This window comes from Bifidobacterium sp. LH_417, assembly GCF_056357035.1.
The window spans coordinates 295,794-312,501 of sequence record NZ_JBKEVI010000001.1; the positions used below are offsets into that span (position 1 = coordinate 295,794).

The window sequence follows — 16,708 nt, forward strand, 5'->3', positions numbered from 1 at the left end:
GATGCTCTCCTGTGATGATGGATGGTGTAGGGATGGGTGTGTTATGCGCCCGGGAATGCGACGTCGCCGGTTCAGCGGACCTTCGCACCGCATTGGCCGCAGAACTTCGCGTTCGGCGGCAGCTGCGCGCCGCAGCTCGTGCAGAACCGTCTGCCGGTCTGCGGCGCGGATGCGGCGGGTGACGGGGCGGACGGGACCGATGACATGGGAGCGGGGACAGCGGCCGGGCTCGCGCTCGGCGTGGTCGCCGCGCTCGCCGGCGAACGACCCAGCGTCGCGTCGAGACGCGACTTGAGCGCGTCGTGCAGACGACGCGAGCGGGAATCGGATGAGGATGCCGATTGGGATGTCGATGCGGTCGATACGGGAGACGCCGATGTGGCGTCGTCTGTGCCGCCGTCATTGCGGTGCAGCCATCGGTGGACGGTGTCCAACAGCTCATGGGCTCGTTCATCCACCTGCTCCGCCGTCGCCTGTGGGTCGAGATCGCACATCACCGTTCCGATGCCGGAAAACAGATACGGTCGGCATGGGCCGAATCGTTCCACGCCGCTCCACGTGGCCGTCAGTTCCTGCTCCGTCATGGTTCTGAGAGGGAACAGCAGTTTCGGACCGGGGTCGTCGTGTTCGACGCCGGCGGTCGCGACCAGGTTGACGTCGCCGAATCCCTCGGCATCGTACGGTTTCTGGTACATGTCGTAGCCGACCTGTCGCCATGATGCCAGTGCGCGGACGAGCTCCGGTGACATCAGTCCCAGATCATAGCCGTCCTTCGCCGAATCGTTATGAGTCGTGGGTTCATGCGTATGTTCGAAACCGGGTACGTACCATGGCGCCACCACGTTGCCCATGCCGATCGCCGCGGCCGCTCCCACGGTGGCGACGCCGTTGTCGAACAGGGCGTTGACGATGGCGAAATCCGGATGTCGTTTCGACCATATCAGCGTTTCATGCAGGCATTCGACGCGCAGCAACTTCGTCGCCTCGCCTCCGGCTGCGATGCATATCATGGCGGAACCCTGCGGACCCTCGAACAGACTCCAGTACAATAATTCGCCGGCGAGTTCGCCGGTCATATCCGTGTTCAGGCAGCCGGAGTCGGAGTGTCTTGAAGCTTTGAAGTTGAGGTCCGGGAATATGCCGTCGAGCGTGATGAGCAATTGTTCCGCCGGCGCCTGCGAATAAAAGATGATTCCCGGTGCCGCGGACAGTAGGTTGTACACCCCTTTGGTCATGTCGTTGTCGTCGAACGGGCCTCCGAATCGTGTGATCGGAGAGCTGCTTGTGTCGTTGAACAGGCTGAGATCCACCATGATGTCTTCCTTTCCCTATCGGTCGACGTGGAGAATCAGCGGTTCGCGTCCGCGACGGCGACGAGTGGATCCTTGTGGTGCTCCAGCACGTTGATGAACTCGTCGCCGTTGATCTCCCACGCGTCGTTCGCATGCCGGAACACCTGGTCGATGAGTTCGGCGGGCGGTACGTACGCGCCGCAGTACAGGCTGCTGGTGCTGTTGACCGTTCCCGTGGTCGGATCCATTTGGAACGCGAAGTGGATGCGGTTGTAGTTCGCCGCCGTGAGGAAGATCATCGCGTCCGCGAGACGGTCCGTGTCGTCGGCCGGGACCTGCCTGACTACCGACAGCGATCCTTCGGGGATCTCGGGCTGGTTGGTGACGCAGATCGCCTCGGACGTGATGTCGAAGTTGATGCGCGCCCTTTTGATGGCGGTGGCCCGCGAGAAATTCCATTCCAACGTGACCACGCCCGTATCGGGGTTCGTCTCGTACGTGAAGTTCCGCGAATCGAGATACGCGGTGACCGCGTGGAACAGGTCGGGACTGTAGTTCGCCATGATGCTCTCCTTCGTAAATGGGTGATGCGGTCGTCGCGGCGTCGCGATGCCGGGGAAGAAGGAGGGGCCGAATGGCCGGAACACATCTTTCACCCTAGCACCAGGAGGCCGTTCGTTCCGTGTTCGACATGGGACATGTCGCGTCGATGCCGCAATCGGAGGCGAAAGACGGTATCATCGGAATCATTCATGGCAGTCGCCATCCCCTTCTCGAAGACGCATGCATGGACGCATGCGGGATGACTACGGCCGGCATGCGTCGGCGACGGGAGGAACCGACATGGTGGGATTGCCTGATGGAAAGCGCGCGGCGGACGTCTACGACTATCTTGAACCGGCGAGCGACGACGATCCGAAGGCCGGACTGCGTAGGCATATCAGGAATGCTCAGAGAACGGTCATGGTCTACTACTCGGCGACTCTGACATCCGCGCAGTTGCTGCCCCTGATCGATTCGCTGATCGAGGAGGATCTGACGCGGAGCAGGTATTTGGCCGGAGGCATCGTGGCGAGCGGAAACGCCGAAGTGGCGTGGATGCTGTTCGATGGTCCGGCGGGGTCCGCTTTGATGATTCTGCCCAGCAGGAATCCGCAGACGACGTTGAGATTCCTGTGCCGGGGCGCCGCGGACGTCTTTTCACGGCATGATCTGCATTTCAGCACTCCGATGACCGTCAAGGCCGACCGTGACGCGTGCGAGATCATGCGCTCGGGAGGCCTCGTCGCGCCATGGGAGGTGCCGGGCTATGGGCGGCTTGTGCAACACGTGGAAGGCGTGGAGGAGTGCCCGGTGATCGACCTGATGCCGGCGGGCTTCTTCTGCGCCATGGGAGGCTGGGAACGCTGCTCATACGGATGCTACACCACCGTGATCGGCGACGGGGACGCGGCGCAGACGGTCATGTTCGGCGATCAGGGTCTCGAATCGATGGGATTGCCGTCGCCGGTGATCTCGATGCCGGTGGAGATCACCGATCGTGACTCCTACGTCGCACGGTATGGCGGCGACCACGTCATCAATGGCGGCTACCACATCGTGTGGGCGGATGCCGGCGACGGGGAGGGGATCGTGCAATTCGCGCTGTCTGTGCCGAGAAGCTGCTTCGCCCCAGGACAGTCGCGGGACCGGTACCGTCGGATCGTCGACGACATCGTGCAGCGGTTCCTTACCGATGGGCGCAACGGATTCCGGACGGATTCGCAGGTGTTCTCCGCTACGGTTCCGGCGTCCCAGCCCGTCCCGCAGCCCGCGGCGTCGCCTCAGCCCGCGGCGTCGCCTCAGACCTCGACGCCGACACGACGCGCGGACCGGCGGAACGTCGCCGAAAAGGTCGTCTGCCCGCGATGCGGCGGCAGGATTCCCGCGAACCGCCGATTCTGCACGCAATGCGGCGCGAAACTGCGCTGACGGATGAGCCGATACGGAGAGGAGAGGTACGATGACGACGTTCGAGGGAAGGACGCTCGACCAGGACACGCTGATGGAGGCCATACGACTCGCCCCCAACGACAACGCGAGCGCCCAATGGCTGACGCACGTCGCGGACAACGGCAAGCTGGCGGTGATCGCAGCGCAACTGGCGGGGTTTGATACTGATACCGCCAACCGTTACCTTGACGCCACTACACGGCTCAGGCGTTGGGGAGGACAGATCGGGCCGACGATAGCGATGGTGCCGGATTCGTATGCCGATCTGGTGTACGGAATAGTGGAGAGCTCCATCGGCGACACATTCCGTTACGCGTTGGGACAGCGCGATCCGGCCGAGTACGTCGCCGAATCGAAGCGTCTCGCGGACCGGTATCTGCGGGAACTGCCCGGAGCCGTCGACCTCACCGCGCTCGCGCACGCCGTTCAGATGGCGGGTCCGGACGACTATGGCACGTGCCTGGTGGGCAGATCGATGCTGGATGCCGTGTTCCTCGCCGCTTCGGCGACGGAGACGACGGGGAAGACATCCCCGCGGCGACAGGAGGCTGCCTCTTCCGCGCCTTCATCGACGTCGGCATCCGCAACGTCCGAGCAATCCTCCTTCGCCGATTTCATGAACCGGCTCAAACTCTTCGACGCCGCGGAAGCGCTCGGCGAACAGATGATGCTGTATTGCGGTGGCGTGGCTGCGGCCTTCGTATTCGGCGTCGCCCCACTGCTCTGGAATTGGGTCACGCCGGATGGCGGTCCGATCGCCGATTTCGCCAAGACCAGCGCGATCGGCGCGGTCATCGGTGCCGTGATCGGCGTGGTCGTGCTCGCCGTGATGTGCGCCGCATCGGGCAAGCCGTTGAAGACGCCCAACTGGACGGTTGCGATCGGCTGTGTCGTAGGCATAGGCGGCACCATCTATCTCGGTATGCGGATGACCGAGAACATCATCACGGTGCCGACGTTCATTCAGTATGTCGGCGTCATGGTCGCCGCCGGCTTCGTCGTGTGCGCCCTGATCGACGGTCTCGTCTCCATGGTCGCCACCGACTAGCCGCCGGCGACCATGGAGACGAGCCTCACTACGCCGCAAGATGCGGATACCGTTTCAGCAGGGGCTTCAGCTTATGGTCCTGCACATACTCCACATTGTGTTGCGTATCGGGTTCGGGGGTCAATGCGATCGACTGATGATACCAGTATGCGGCCCATGCGGCATTCTTCTTCGCGGCTTTGCCGTGTTCGTATGCCCATTGTCCGAGTGCGCCTTGACGTTCGTCGGTCGTCCATCCTTTTGCGTTCCGGTGCTTGAGGTACATGTCGCCCAGCTGGCAGGCTGCAAAGCATGGTGACAGTCCCTTGCCTTGCTCGGTCGCCAGCCGGTACCAATGCGCCGCCTGCTCGTAGTCCTTTTCGACGCCTTCTCCCTTCTCGTATCTCACGCCGAGACCGAACATGGCGCCGGCGTCCCCTTGCTCCGCCGCCTTCCGGCACCAATAGGCGGATTGCCCGTCGTCGATATGGTGCAGCGCGTCGGCGAGCAGCACCTGTGCCGTGCGGTCGCCCTGCTCCGCCGCCCGACGGTACCATGATCTGGCCTGTTCCTCGTCCTTGGGTGTTTCCACGCCGTACATGCAATAGTCGCCTACTTTGATCTGGGCTTTGACGTGGCCGGCTTCGCCGGCTTTGCGATACCATGCGGCGGCGGACTTGAAATCCTTGTCCTTACGGGCTTGTTCGCCGCGTCGATACCATTCCTCCGGAGTCTCACGGCTCGCAGTGGGCTGGGCTTCGCGTGGTTCCGACGCGTGCGGGCGTGACGTGGAATAGGTCGACGGCTGCCAGCCCGACGGTTGCGGGGTCTTCGGCTTCGGTGCGGGCCGCTGCGAGCTGCCCGGCTTCGCCCAGGGGCGCGGGGTTTCGGCGACCTTCGGTGCGGAGCCCTCTGATACGGCTTTCGGCGTGTTTCCGTCGAACCGCCACTGCGATGGCGTGCAGGCGATGTCGTGGGTCTGGCAGTACCACAGCAGATATCCCGCGGCGGTTTTGGCGCTGACGAGCGTGCCGGCCGTGCCGGAGGCGTCGCGGATCATGCGGATGAAGTGCGGCGCCTGGTTGACGCTTTCCATCGTCTTCGTGTAGGCGCACGCCTCGCCGGCGTCCTCCAGCACCCGCATCATCGCCAGATACCGCAGGTACTCGTCATAGTCCGCCTTCGAACGTTCGCTGGCGAACGTCCTGTCGATGCAGCAGCGGAACAGCATCGTGCGCGCCTCGGTCAGCGTATCGTGCTTGCGCGGCATCGCCTCGAACCGTTCGCGGGCGTCGCCGCGCAGTTCGAACGCCGACTTGTACCAGCAGGTCCGCGGGCTGCCGCCGAGGAACGTGTACAGATCCTCCACGCCGCAGACGGCGAGAGACGAACGGATTCTCTCGTACATGGTGAAGGAACGGGGTTTCGGCGGTTCGACCGGTGCAAGGGCGTCGGATGGCGTGGCCGTCCGACGGATGCCGATATGCTTCCGCCGGATGAACGCGCGTATGGCGATCGGCGTCGGCGCATAGCCGGTCTCGTCGGCGATCTTGCCGGCGATGAGACCGATCTCGGGGTCGGCGATGAATCCTTTGCTGGCGAAATTGCCCACATGCTTCGCCATCGCCTCATCGACGATGCCGCGCGCTTCATCGAACTGCCGTTCGCGTTTCGCCTGCGTGTCCAATGCTGATTCGGCATGCTGCAGCAGGTCGAGTCTGCGTTTGCCCGCCAACGCCTTGCGGGGGTTGTTGATGGCCCGGGCGTTGTCGAGCTGCTTGTCGCGGATCGCCCGACGAATCGGTTCCATAACCTCCGGGTCGGCGTCGCTCCTGCCGGACAGGTCGGCGTCCGGGTCGAAGATGCCGAGCAGCAGATAGTAGTTCGTCGATGCGTCCATGGTCGATATTCCTTCCCTATGTCGTGATGCGGTCTGTCGTGATGCCGCCGTCCCTGGTCGCCCTGTCCGGTTCTATAGTCGGATGCCGATGGAGGCGAGCTGGACCGCCGGCATGACGGCGCAGCCGAAGACGACGATCACGACGGCGATGACGTACAGCGCGATGCGTGCCCCCTTGCCGGTCGTCGTCCGTTCCGCCGAAGTCGCGAGCCATGCGGCGATGAGGAAAGCCAGTACGGCGAATGCCGCGTATGCCCAAGCGGCGGGAGTCTGCGGCAGAAGCTGGAATCGCGGCGTGAAGAAATGGGAGACGGTGAGGGGGACGGCGAACTGTTGCCCCTCCATCAGCACGACGATTGACGAGCTGGCGAACATCACGGCGCCGCACGCCATGGCCGCGGTGACGACCGCGCAGACGAGGCGGTCCGCGCCGGTCGTGGCGATGCGGCCCAGATACCGGAATGCAAGATACGTCACGAGATACGCGGCCGTGGCGCCGATCACGCCGATCGTCATCATCATCGGCGTGATGTGGATGCGCGCGTTCCCAGGCTGGAAGACTTGGAGGAGGACGATCGGGGAGAGCGAGCCCAGCATGCCCACACCGACCGAGGCGATCGAGATCGGTTCGACCGGTTCGGAGGACAGTGTGGCTGTGCCGGGCTTCCCCGCCGAGGGTGCCGGCGATGATGAGTCTGATGGTGACGGGGCGGACGTATCGGGTTCGTTCCCCGTGGAATCGCCGGACGGTGCGGAGGAGGAGGTAGGCCGCGACCAACCCGAACCGCTTGGCATCGGAGATGCCGGTGATCCACCAGACGGCGCGGACGAAGAAGATGGGCGTGCCCAGCCGCCCGATGCCGGAGAACCTGCCGGTTGTGCGGTGCCGGAGCGTGTCCACCCGCCATGGCCGTCGCTGGTGGTGCCGCCCGAACCGGTAGCGCTACCAGCGTTCGATGAGGCCGAGCTGGAGCGTGTCCACCCAGAGGATCCGTTCGTCATGATCAATGCCTCCTTTTCCCGCCGAAGATGCCTTGGACCGAACCGAGGATGGACGGTCTGTGTCGCTGTTCCGTCGCCTCCAGTGCGACGACGATGCCGTTGTAGAGCTCGTCGAACGACCGGTCGGGGAACCGGATTCCGTACGACCGTTCGTAGCGTGCGATAAGCTTGTCCATCTGCCGCTTGTCGTCGGCGGCGCGTGCGAGCGTTTTCGGCCGCACGCCGTTGCCGGCCAGCTCCTCGGCGATTGCACGCGCCAGCTGGTCCGCGCGGTAGCGCACGCCCTGCGTGCCGTCGACGAATCCCGCGTCCACGGCGATGAGGAGCAGAATGTCGTCGACGCGTGCGTGGGCGGCGGTTTCGCGCATCACGGCGCGGATGATCGTCGCCGTATGATCGCGGGGAACGACGATCGCCTGCAGGCTCCAGCAGGATCGTCCGGTAGGCACGCATGCCGCCACGTTCTGCGCGATGGCGCCCAGATACGCGTCCAGCTCGTTGCCGGCGGCCGCCAACGGCAGATCCGCAGCGGAGGCCTGGATGCGTCGCAGCGCGACGTTCGCCGCGTTCTCGTCGGGGCGTTTCGTCGTGACCGAACGCGCGAGCGACGTGACGAGACGCCGGTATCCGACGAGTCGCATGCGCGGCGGGACGGGCGTGCCCAATTGGCCGCACAGTTGCCGTGTGCTGTCGCGCAGCCGGTCGTAGTCGTCGCCCGGCTGCGCGTCGAGCGGCATGCCCGCGTCCACGTCGGCGATCTGCCGTTCGTACCATGGTTTCGGCACGTCTGCGCCGAGCAGCCGGCTCGCCGCGACCATGCCTCGGTAGCGGGTGAACGGCGAGCCGTCGCGCCCGGCCGCCGTCTCTATGATGCCGAGCAGCTGGTTTAGGTGCGCCTGCCTGTACGCGTCCGACAGGGCATCGCCGAAGGCCGGCGTGGCGAGCAGGTCGAGGAACCGGGACGGCGGCGTGTCCGCCGATCGCGCCTGCTCGCTCAACAGCAGGTCGGCCAGCCGATGGTATTCGGCGTCGCCGCACAGCGTCCGCAGGCAGCGAAGTCGCGCGTCGTCGTCCTGCGCGAGATACCAGTCGCGCAGCATCGCATAACAGGCTGCGGCGGCCTGGCTCGGCAGGGCGGCCGGTTGCGGGGAGTCCACGAACCGTGCGTCCGCGCTGCCGGACAGCACGTCGATGAGGAACAGGAACCACGCCCACGGTATGGGCGCCAGCGCGCGCGCCGTGTCGTCCACGAGACGGGAGGCGTCCGCGTCGCCGTCATGGGCGATGATGACGCGGACGATCCGGTCCATCATCAGCGTGTTGCGGGTGCCGATCGCCTGCACCATCACGCTCAACGGTTGTCCGAGCGGATCGTCGCCGCGCGTCGCCTGTGCGGCCGCGCGCACCGCGCCGGCGAACCACGCCGCCACGACATGCGCCGTCCACGGCATCGGCGTTCCCGGCGCGGCGCCGTCGCCCAGATCGATGTTCGGATTGTCGGCGAGACGCGCGAACAGTTCGGCGTCGAGGTCGCGGTGCGCCGCGGCGAACACGTTGGCGGCGATCGCGTGCCGCTGCTCGTAGACGGTATGGTCCGGAGCGGGCGTGGAGAACACGTCGACGATGAGGTCGAGGCACCGTTGCGTAGCCGTCGCCGCATAGTCGGGATCGCTTTCCGCGATGCCGCCGAGCGTGTTGGCGATGATGCCGAGCCGCCGCTCGTCGAAGGTCGTCGAGGCGATGTCGCGGAACATGCCGTCCGCGAACCGCCGCCACATGTCCGGGCGGCAATGGCGTTGCAGGAACGCGATCGCCGCGTCGATGGAGTCGGCGTCCATCCGCGCGAACGGCGTCATGCCGTTGACGAGCCTCAGCAGCGCGTACGCCGCGCCGAGCTGCGTGTCCGTGCCCGCATAATCGGTCTCGTCGAGGAACCGGTGGAACACGGTCAGCGAGTCGGGACTGTACTGCATGGCGCCCACGATGAACGTGCACAGCTCGTCGGCGGTGAGGGATTCGAGCACGCTGGCCTCCGGCGTGGGCTCATCCGCGCCGAAGACCATGTGCGGCGGTTGCGGCGCGGAAGGGTCGAGAAGATCGAACACGGCGCAGGATGCCTTGAGATCGGCGGACATGCCGTTGATGCCGTCCACGGCGCGCACAATGTCCGCGTTCGCGTAGGTGATGTCCTTCTCATAAGTGGAGAAGCCGTAGCCGAGGGCCTGACGGATGGGCAGCGCCATCTGGATCGCCGACACCCACATCGTGAAGTCGTCGGCGCTGCAGCGGATGACGGTCCTGCGTGTGTACGGTTTGTCGGCGACGGTCGTATGCCGGCCGAGGAAGCATCGCAGCATGTCGGTGAGGATCTGGGAGCGCGGGACGCCGGTGTTCGGCTCGTCCTGCGCGATGAACCGCCGTACGGCTTCGGCGGTGACGCCGTTGCGTTGCGGCTCCACCTCGGGCAGCGGCTCCGGCGCCTGTGCGCTGCGCGCCAGATTCAGATCCATCGTCGTCCAGAACGTGAGGGACTGGATGTACTGACATGGGTAGGCGTCCATGTCGGCGGCGCGGACCACGAGCGCGTGGTCGATGTAGTTGCCTCCGCGAATCACGCCCTCCGGGTAGTCGCGGCCGATGTACGTGGCCAACGCCATGCGGTACAGGCCGTCCGGACCGTTCATGGGACCGAAATGGTTGCGGCTCGGGTAGAGTGCGAGTTCTTCGGGGGTGCTTGGCTGGGGCGGGAATTGCGGGCCACGTGGGGCGGCGTACTCCTGCGGGCCCAGATCGTTGCCGTCGGCCAGCCATCGCGCCATGCCGGGGGACTGGGAGTACACCTGGAAGCCCGACGTGTTCCCGGAGATGCCCCTGTTGCAGGAGGTGTAGATCCGCTGTTCCGCTTTCATCATGCGACCTTTCGCGTATACATGTGTGTCTGTCGGCTTCTACAGGGCCTTGTTGAGATGCAGCAGCCAGAACATCGCGTCCTCGATGCGTTTGGGAACCGGCACGGGGATGCGGCCTTGGGAATCCTTGTCGGGGCGGCGTCCGTAGGCGGAGAACGCGAAGCACCGGTTCGTCGCATAGGTCTGTTCGAGGAACGCGAGGAAATCGCCGTTGCCCCACTGTTCGAGCAGACCGCGCATCTCGCCGTCCACCAGCCGGGAGTCGTTCTCGTCGAACACGCCCTGCAGGGCGTGGGGCGAAGGGCGCGACAGCGTGGAGCCGCGCACGAAGCCCATATCCTCAAGCACGTCGAGCTTCGAGAACGACGCGGCCACGGGAATGGTGATGCGCTGGTTGTTGCGCAGCCCCTGCTGCTGGCGGATCAGCGTCGCCACGTTGCCGATCACGGTGGCCGGGTCGGCGGCCGGATCATAGCCGACCACCTTGGAGGAGGCGATGGCCGCCTGATCGGTGATGGACCCCAGCACCGTGCGGTTGTTGAGCGGGTCGAGCAGGAAGATGATGCCCGCCGAATGGCTGACATAGCGTGCCACGGAGGCGATGATGTCGGGGTTCTGCCAATCCTCGCCCGCGGAGTCGAAGAACACGAGCGTGAAGGTCCTGAGCCTGCCGAAGCGTTCGGTCTTCGTGAGCGTGGCGAGAATCGGACGTTTCTCGATCCTCAGGTTGTCGTAGGAGTGCGTCTGTCCGACCGGCTGGCCGTAGTTGTACAGCGGCGCCTCGAACCGTTCGCGGTATTGGCTCTGGTCGAGCGCCGTGGGCAGGGTGAACGTGGCGCCGAACGGGCGGACGAGCCGCTTCATCATCTCGTGGATGAGCACGCCCACATAGGTGCTTTTGCCCACGCCGCGCGTGCCGATCAGCGAGATGATCATCGGCTCCGCCGTGTCGATGTCGCTCGGCAGCTGGTTGTGGCATGCGGGGCAGACGCGCACGCGGCTCACCTGATGGCACAGGTCACATTCGGCGACGTCGGGCATGACCGAACCGAACCGCGATGAGGCCGCGGAACGGAAATGATGGTGGCCCATATGGCTTGGCTCGCCCAGGTACCGGGCCATCTGCTCGTCGGGCTCCGTGCGGCAGCGGGCCCGAGACTGACATTCGAACTCCACATCGTCGAGGGCGTGCTCGGTGAAGCAGAACGGGCACAGGTAGCGTCTTCTCATGAACATGGGTCGTGGTCTCCTTCTTCGTTCGTGTGCATGATTCGTCGCCATCCTCGTCAGCCGATCCGCGGCATGACACCGGGGGCGACGGTGAGGCTGTTCGTCTCGTAGGCGTGTTCGTCGGTGAAGAACAGCCGGTAGAACACGCCTTTGGCGAGCAGGTTCGCCGGCAGGGGGAAGCTGTGGGAGCCGGCCGCGTCGATCGGCGGGATCTGCGCGATCGACACGCCCTGGGTGACGAACATCGGCAGGGCGCCCTGCTGGCCGCGCAGTTCGGTGGCGGGCAGCGGGCCGGAGGTTCTGATGTCGAGCTGGGCGCGGGACACGCGGCCGAATCCGAATCCGCCCTTGTGGGCCGTCACCTGATAGACGGCCTGCGCGCCCATGCCGGGCATCGGCACGCCGCCGCGATCCGTGGCCGCCCGGGCGGGCAGTGGTACGCCGGGCATGCCGCTGAAGCTGAACATGCGGCTGCTGCCCGCCGAATACGATGAGGAGGTGCCTTCGCCGATGAGCGCGAACAGGCTGAAGTAGTAGGTGGCGTGCGGGTCGAGGCCCCTGACCACGAGCGCCTGGGCCATGTCGTAGAGCGCCTTGGTCGCGCCCATCGTGGTCGCGCCCTTCTCCTGCGCGGAGGCGGGGAACCGGTCGGTGCGCCATGCGAGCAGCACGCGCGTGCAGTCCTTCGGCCAATCGAAGCGCACGATCGCGTCCGCGCCGGAGGCCTGGATGCGTGTGATCTCCACCGCCTTGCGCTTCGAGACGGTGGTCGTCTCGCCGATCACGCCCATGTCGTTCTTCGCGGTCACGGCGACGATGTGGTAGATCGCGTCGTCGGCGAGCCGGAACGTGCCGGTGTCGTCGCCGCGTGGCGTGACCGGCAGTGGAGATGCCTTGGAGGCGATCTCCCGCAACGGGACCATGTCGCCCTTGCGCCACGGGATGCGACCGCGTGTCGCGTAGAACCGGGCCTCGCCGCCTTCCGGAGCGTCCCATTCGAGCGAGAACACGTCGCCGGGCATGAGCTGCGCCATGAGGAAGTCAATGGGCTCGGCCGGCGCGGAGGGCGTCGTCGTGACCCGCACGCCCGAGGAATAGGCGGGCGTGCCGTCCGGCATACGGTATCCGACGAAGACCGTGTAGTGGACGGGCACGTCGTTCGCAAGCCCCCGGTCGTCCATGCCGGAATCGATGACGTTCGTCACGCGCACGCCGTCGCCCGGCCGGACCGGCGCCCGGTCGGGGCGGCGCCACACCTCGACCACGCCGCCGCGCGGCCTGCCCCATGCCATATGCACCGACGATTCGTCGGGCGTGACCTTGAGGTCGTCCACTTCGAACAGCACGGTCGTTGCAGGGGATGGGACGGCCGCGGACATGGTCGGTCCGACCTTCGCGGCCACCGCGTAGCAGTAGTCGACCGCCGGCTCGACGTCCGCATCCACGTAGGTGGTGGCCGTGGTCTCGGTGAGCGTCTCGCCGTCGCGGATGGTTAGCGGGCGCGAGCCGCGCTTGCGCACCAGCACATAGGAGGGCTGCGGGCCTGACGCCGGCCGCCACGAGACGACGATCCGCCGGCCGGCTCCGTCCGCCTTCGCCTGCACGGCGGCGACCGGTCGGGGCGTGAAGGCGGCGAGCGCCGTGTTGAGTTCCGGCAGGTCACGGCAGGCGTCGTAGGCGTCCAGAAGTTCCGGCAGCGTCTTCGGAGTCGGTGCCGAACGGGCCAGAAGCGCGGCGTTCCTGGCCTTCGCAAGGCCCGTGTCGATGGCGTTCCTCGCTTCGGGATCGGCGAAGCCGGGGCTTCGGCCGGCGATCTCCCGGTAGATGCGGTCGGCGTTGGCGAGCTCATGGGCGTCGATCGCGGCGTGGAGCCGTGTGCCGAGATCGCCGACGAGTCGGCGCGTGTTCGCGATGTCCGATTTCGTGCGCGTGACGTCCTGCAGTCCCGCCCATAGTCCGTCCGCCTGATCGAGTAGTCGTTCCGCCTCGTCGAAGCGCAGCGAGGCCGCTTCGCCGCGGGCCTCGTCGCATAGGGCCGTCGCCTTGGCGAGGTTGGTGTACGCGTAGCCGCAGTTGCCGCAGAAGCGTACGTCGGCGCGGTTCCGCTCATGGCATTGCGGGCAGGCGACCTCCACCTGGCCACCGCAATGGGCGCAGGTGGAGGTGCCGTGGGCGAGCAGCATGCCGCACCACGGGCAGGGTTCCGCCTTCGGCCCGGCGTCGGCCCCTTCCTGTTGGACGGGCGTATAGGCGATGTCATGGGTGTGGCACCACCAGATGAGATGGTCCTCGGCGTCGTCGCGGGTGATTGCGGCGCCGTGCGAGGTGCCGCCCTCCAGAATGCGGTCCGCATATTTGTCGGCCACGTCCTGCGGCAGGACGCTGGACGGTTGGAAGACCGTCGCCACTTCGTCGAGCACCCGTTGCATGGCCGTGTAGGCGAGATAGTCGTCGTATGCGGCGCGGGAGGCATCGTCCTTGAACACCCTGCCGATGCACATCTTGTACAGGTCCTTGAGGGCGCTGGTGCGCGCGTCCTGCTTGGAGTTGTTCTTCGGGTCGTCGGCGGTCGCCTTCTTCAGCCACACCGCGGTGGGCGTGGTCGCCGGGCGCATGTTGCCCGGGTCGAGCATCTGGTAGAGGTCGCGGTATCCGCAGGTGGCCAGTTCCGACTCCGCCTTGTTGAACGCCGTATAGGATTTCGGTTTGGCGAGTTCACGTCCCTTGCGCGTCTCCTGTTCGCGGATCTCCATGGTGGAGGGGATGAGCTCACGCACCACGTTCTGCGGCACCGTGTATCCGTATCGTTCCTTGGCCTGGCCCGCGATGGTGGCGAGGTCATCCGGCGTCATGTAGCCTTTGATCGCGAACATGGTGATGATGGCGGTCACGTCGTGCTCGGCTCGGGCCCGGGCTTCGGCGTATTGCCGGGCGCGTTCGTCGCGGGACGCGAGGAACGCGGGTAGTTCGCGGTTGGCGCGGTTCAGCTCGTCGAGCCGTTGCTGCGCCTGCGCGCCCTCGCGGGGGTTGTTACGGAGCTTCGACCAGCGGGCCTCCTGCGCCTTGAACGCGTCGGTGAACGTCTTGGCGATGGCAGGGTCCTCGTCCGCGCGGCCGACGAGATCATGCTCGAAGTCGAACAGGTCGAGCAGCTGGTAGAAGTTGATGCCGTTGCCGTCATTGGATGTCATGTCGAATCACCTTCCGGAATGGCCGATGGCGGTGCCGGACGAGCCCGAGACGAGGCCGGTGGAGCCGCCGATGACGCGTGCGATGTTCGAGAAGCTGTCGCCCAGATGCCTCAGATCGGTGAGCCGGGCGAGGTCCTTCATCGAGGAGATGGCGTCGATGAAGGTTTCGTCGGCGCCGCCGAATCCCAATCCGATGGTGTCGATCCCCGCCTCGTTGCATTGCCGCGCCTGTCGGATCGCCGTGTCCTGGTCGTACCAGACGCCGTCGGTGAGGACGATGGCGTACTTCGGCCCGTCGTATCGGTCCAGTCCCCCGGCGAGGACGTCGGGGAACGGGGAGGCATCGTTCCCGAAGGACAGTTCCTCGGCGTCGAATCCGGCGGCGAGGTCGCGTATGCCCTGCCGGATGGCTCCGCCATCATCCGTGGGTTCGAGATAGGTCTTGGTCCTGTCGGCGAAGCCGATGAGGCCGACGTTGAGCGCCGCCACATCGATGGAGGCGATGAAATCCCGGCAGGCATCCATCGCCTGGCGGAAGGGATTCCCGCACATGCTGCCCGAGAAGTCGATTGCGAGATACACGGCGCCCGCGGGCGGCGCCTGCCTGTCGTTCTTCTTCGGGCTGCGTTCCAGCCAGCTCATGTCATCGGGGAGGGGTCTGCGTTCCATGTGGAGCTTCCGTCCGGTCTCGACCTGCGTGGCGGATACCTTGATCACGCCGTCGGCGTCATAGCGGTACGTCACGTCGATGAGCGTGCGGCCTCCATCCACATACGGGATGCCGGTGAACGCGTACAGTCCCGCCACGTCGTTGTCGAGCGGCGCCGGCTCCGAACCCTGCAGCAGGTAGACGTCGAGCTCGCCGCCGCGCCTCGGCACGGCCAGTTCGCGACGTTGCGTGTTGCGCGCGGGGATGGCGGCGTTCTTCGCGATGAGGATGTCGTTGACGTAGCGTTCGCGGTCCTCGGATTCGGCGATCATGCCGAGCGCGTGCGACGTCGCGTCGGTGATCTTCCTGCCGCCGATGAGCGGCAGCGCCTGGTTCCGGGCCTTGGTGCCGCCGATGGTGGGCGGCGTCGCATTGCCGGAGGCATCCTGGTTGGCGCGGATCGCCGCGCCGAGCGCCACCGCCTCGTCGACGTTCACGCCGGCCAGCGGCGGTTTGCCGGTCATGCGTTCGACGTATTCGTGCACTTGGGGCATGCGCGTCGAACCGCCCACGAGAATCACGCCGTCCACGTCGCTCCACCGTCTGGCCGGCGTGAAGCTCGCGAACAGACGGTCGATGATGTCGGCGGTGCGCATGAGCCGGTAGGAGGTCAGCTCATCGAACTCGCGTCGGGTGAGCGTATAGCGTCCTCGATGTCCGTGCCATGCCACGCTCACCGGGGCAGACGTGGCGTTGGTGAGGCGCTTCTTCGTCTTCTCGGCCGTCACGCCGATGATGTCGGCCTGTTCGGTGTCGTCCAGCGGATCCTCGCCGAACTCGTCCTCGAACCGGTCGGCGATCCACGTTGCCACGTCGTCGTCCCAGTCCTTCCCGCCGAGATAATGGTCGCCGTCCGAGCCGAGGATGCGGATCTCGCCGGCATCCACCCGGGCGAGCGTCACGTCGAACGTGCCGCCGCCCAGATCGTAGACGAGGATCGTCCGGTTCGCGCTCGACCCGCCCAGGCCATAGGCGAAGGCGGCGGCGGTCGGCTCGTTGAGCAGGCCGAGCACCGTGATGCCCGCCCGGCGTGCCGCGGCCAGGGTCGCCTCGCGTTCCGCGTTGCGGAAGTAGGCGGGCACGGTGACGACCGCAGCGTCGACGTGCTCACCGGACATCATCTCGGCCTGGCCGACGAGGCCTTTGAGCAGCATGGCCGACAGGTCGACCGGCGTGCATGGACGCCCGGGCAGGTCGAGCCTGAATCCGGGGTCGCCCATGACCCGTTTGAAGAACGACGCGGTGCCGGTCTCGCCCAGCTCCTGACGCTCCTTGGCGTCCTCGCCGAACAACTCCTCGCCGTCCTCCGTGACCGCCACGACCGAAGGCGTGACGGCATGCCCGTACCTGTTTGGGATGATGGTCGCCCGGCCCGTCGCCGGGTCGATGCGCGCCACCGCCGAATACGTGGTCCCCAAGTCGATGCCGACCCTGATGCCCATGTTGCGATTCCGTT

10 protein-coding genes are annotated in these 16,708 nt (G+C 66.0%); 2 read left to right on the forward strand and 8 right to left on the reverse strand.

The window, feature by feature from the left end; all coding sequences use genetic code 11:
- Positions 1–71 precede the first annotated feature (71 nt).
- Both AC1AYR_RS01125 and AC1AYR_RS01130 read right to left on the reverse strand, forming a co-directional pair.
- Positions 72–1,313, reverse strand: a complete 1,242-nt coding sequence (locus AC1AYR_RS01125; protein ID WP_476511015.1) for a zinc ribbon domain-containing protein — start codon at positions 1,311–1,313, stop codon at positions 72–74.
- Between the two features lie 35 nt (positions 1,314–1,348).
- The gene (locus AC1AYR_RS01130) at positions 1,349–1,855 is read right to left on the reverse strand and encodes a hypothetical protein (protein WP_476511014.1); all 507 of its coding nucleotides are present in this window, start codon (positions 1,853–1,855) and stop codon (positions 1,349–1,351) included.
- Between the two features lie 280 nt (positions 1,856–2,135).
- Here AC1AYR_RS01130 and AC1AYR_RS01135 point away from each other — a divergent pair, with 280 nt between their 5' ends.
- Both AC1AYR_RS01135 and AC1AYR_RS01140 read left to right on the forward strand, forming a co-directional pair.
- Positions 2,136–3,263 (forward strand): zinc-ribbon domain-containing protein, encoded by a 1,128-nt coding sequence (locus AC1AYR_RS01135; protein WP_476511013.1) that lies wholly within the window; start codon positions 2,136–2,138, stop codon positions 3,261–3,263.
- Between the two features lie 31 nt (positions 3,264–3,294).
- Entirely contained in the window at positions 3,295–4,332 is a 1,038-nt protein-coding gene (locus AC1AYR_RS01140; protein ID WP_476511012.1) for a hypothetical protein, read from the forward strand.
- Between the two features lie 28 nt (positions 4,333–4,360).
- Here the strand turns inward: AC1AYR_RS01140 and AC1AYR_RS01145 are convergent, their stop codons facing one another.
- The 6 genes from AC1AYR_RS01145 to AC1AYR_RS01170 all read right to left on the reverse strand — a co-directional run bounded on the left by AC1AYR_RS01145 (position 4,361) and on the right by AC1AYR_RS01170 (position 16,694).
- Positions 4,361–6,211, reverse strand: coding sequence for a tetratricopeptide repeat protein (locus tag AC1AYR_RS01145; protein WP_476511011.1), 1,851 nt, complete (start codon positions 6,209–6,211; stop codon positions 4,361–4,363).
- Positions 6,212–6,283: 72 nt separating this feature from the next.
- A complete protein-coding gene (locus AC1AYR_RS01150) occupies positions 6,284–6,808 on the reverse strand; it encodes a hypothetical protein (protein WP_476511010.1) in 525 nt (174 codons plus the stop codon).
- A 407-nt stretch (positions 6,809–7,215) separates the two neighbouring features.
- Positions 7,216–10,125 (reverse strand): GAP1-N2 domain-containing protein, encoded by a 2,910-nt coding sequence (locus AC1AYR_RS01155; protein ID WP_476555109.1) that lies wholly within the window; start codon positions 10,123–10,125, stop codon positions 7,216–7,218.
- Positions 10,126–10,161: 36 nt separating this feature from the next.
- Complete coding sequence (locus tag AC1AYR_RS01160; RefSeq protein ID WP_476555111.1) at positions 10,162–11,358, reverse strand: P-loop NTPase family protein; 1,197 nt, start codon at positions 11,356–11,358, stop codon at positions 10,162–10,164.
- A gap of 50 nt (positions 11,359–11,408) precedes the next feature.
- Positions 11,409–14,543 carry a double zinc ribbon domain-containing protein gene (locus AC1AYR_RS01165; protein ID WP_476511007.1) on the reverse strand — a complete coding sequence of 1,045 codons (3,135 nt, stop codon included), beginning with the start codon at positions 14,541–14,543 and terminating at the stop codon, positions 11,409–11,411.
- Between the two features lie 6 nt (positions 14,544–14,549).
- Positions 14,550–16,694 carry an Hsp70 family protein gene (locus AC1AYR_RS01170; RefSeq protein WP_051922855.1) on the reverse strand — a complete coding sequence of 715 codons (2,145 nt, stop codon included), beginning with the start codon at positions 16,692–16,694 and terminating at the stop codon, positions 14,550–14,552.
- Positions 16,695–16,708 lie beyond the last annotated feature (14 nt).

Coding starts and splice junctions, on each gene's coding strand:
- AC1AYR_RS01165 (WP_476511007.1), bottom strand. CDS start 14,543: ATGACATCCAATGACGGCAACGGCATCAACTTCTACCAGCTGCTCGAC.
- AC1AYR_RS01145 (WP_476511011.1), bottom strand. CDS start 6,211: ATGGACGCATCGACGAACTACTATCTGCTGCTCGGCATCTTCGACCCG.
- AC1AYR_RS01125 (WP_476511015.1), bottom strand. CDS start 1,313: ATGGTGGATCTCAGCCTGTTCAACGACACAAGCAGCTCTCCGATCACA.
- AC1AYR_RS01155 (WP_476555109.1), bottom strand. CDS start 10,125: ATGATGAAAGCGGAACAGCGGATCTACACCTCCTGCAACAGGGGCATC.
- AC1AYR_RS01150 (WP_476511010.1), bottom strand. CDS start 6,808: ATGCTGGGCTCGCTCTCCCCGATCGTCCTCCTCCAAGTCTTCCAGCCT.
- AC1AYR_RS01160 (WP_476555111.1), bottom strand. CDS start 11,358: ATGTTCATGAGAAGACGCTACCTGTGCCCGTTCTGCTTCACCGAGCAC.
- AC1AYR_RS01130 (WP_476511014.1), bottom strand. CDS start 1,855: ATGGCGAACTACAGTCCCGACCTGTTCCACGCGGTCACCGCGTATCTC.
- AC1AYR_RS01140 (WP_476511012.1), top strand. CDS start 3,295: ATGACGACGTTCGAGGGAAGGACGCTCGACCAGGACACGCTGATGGAG.
- AC1AYR_RS01135 (WP_476511013.1), top strand. CDS start 2,136: ATGGTGGGATTGCCTGATGGAAAGCGCGCGGCGGACGTCTACGACTAT.
- AC1AYR_RS01170 (WP_051922855.1), bottom strand. CDS start 16,694: ATGGGCATCAGGGTCGGCATCGACTTGGGGACCACGTATTCGGCGGTG.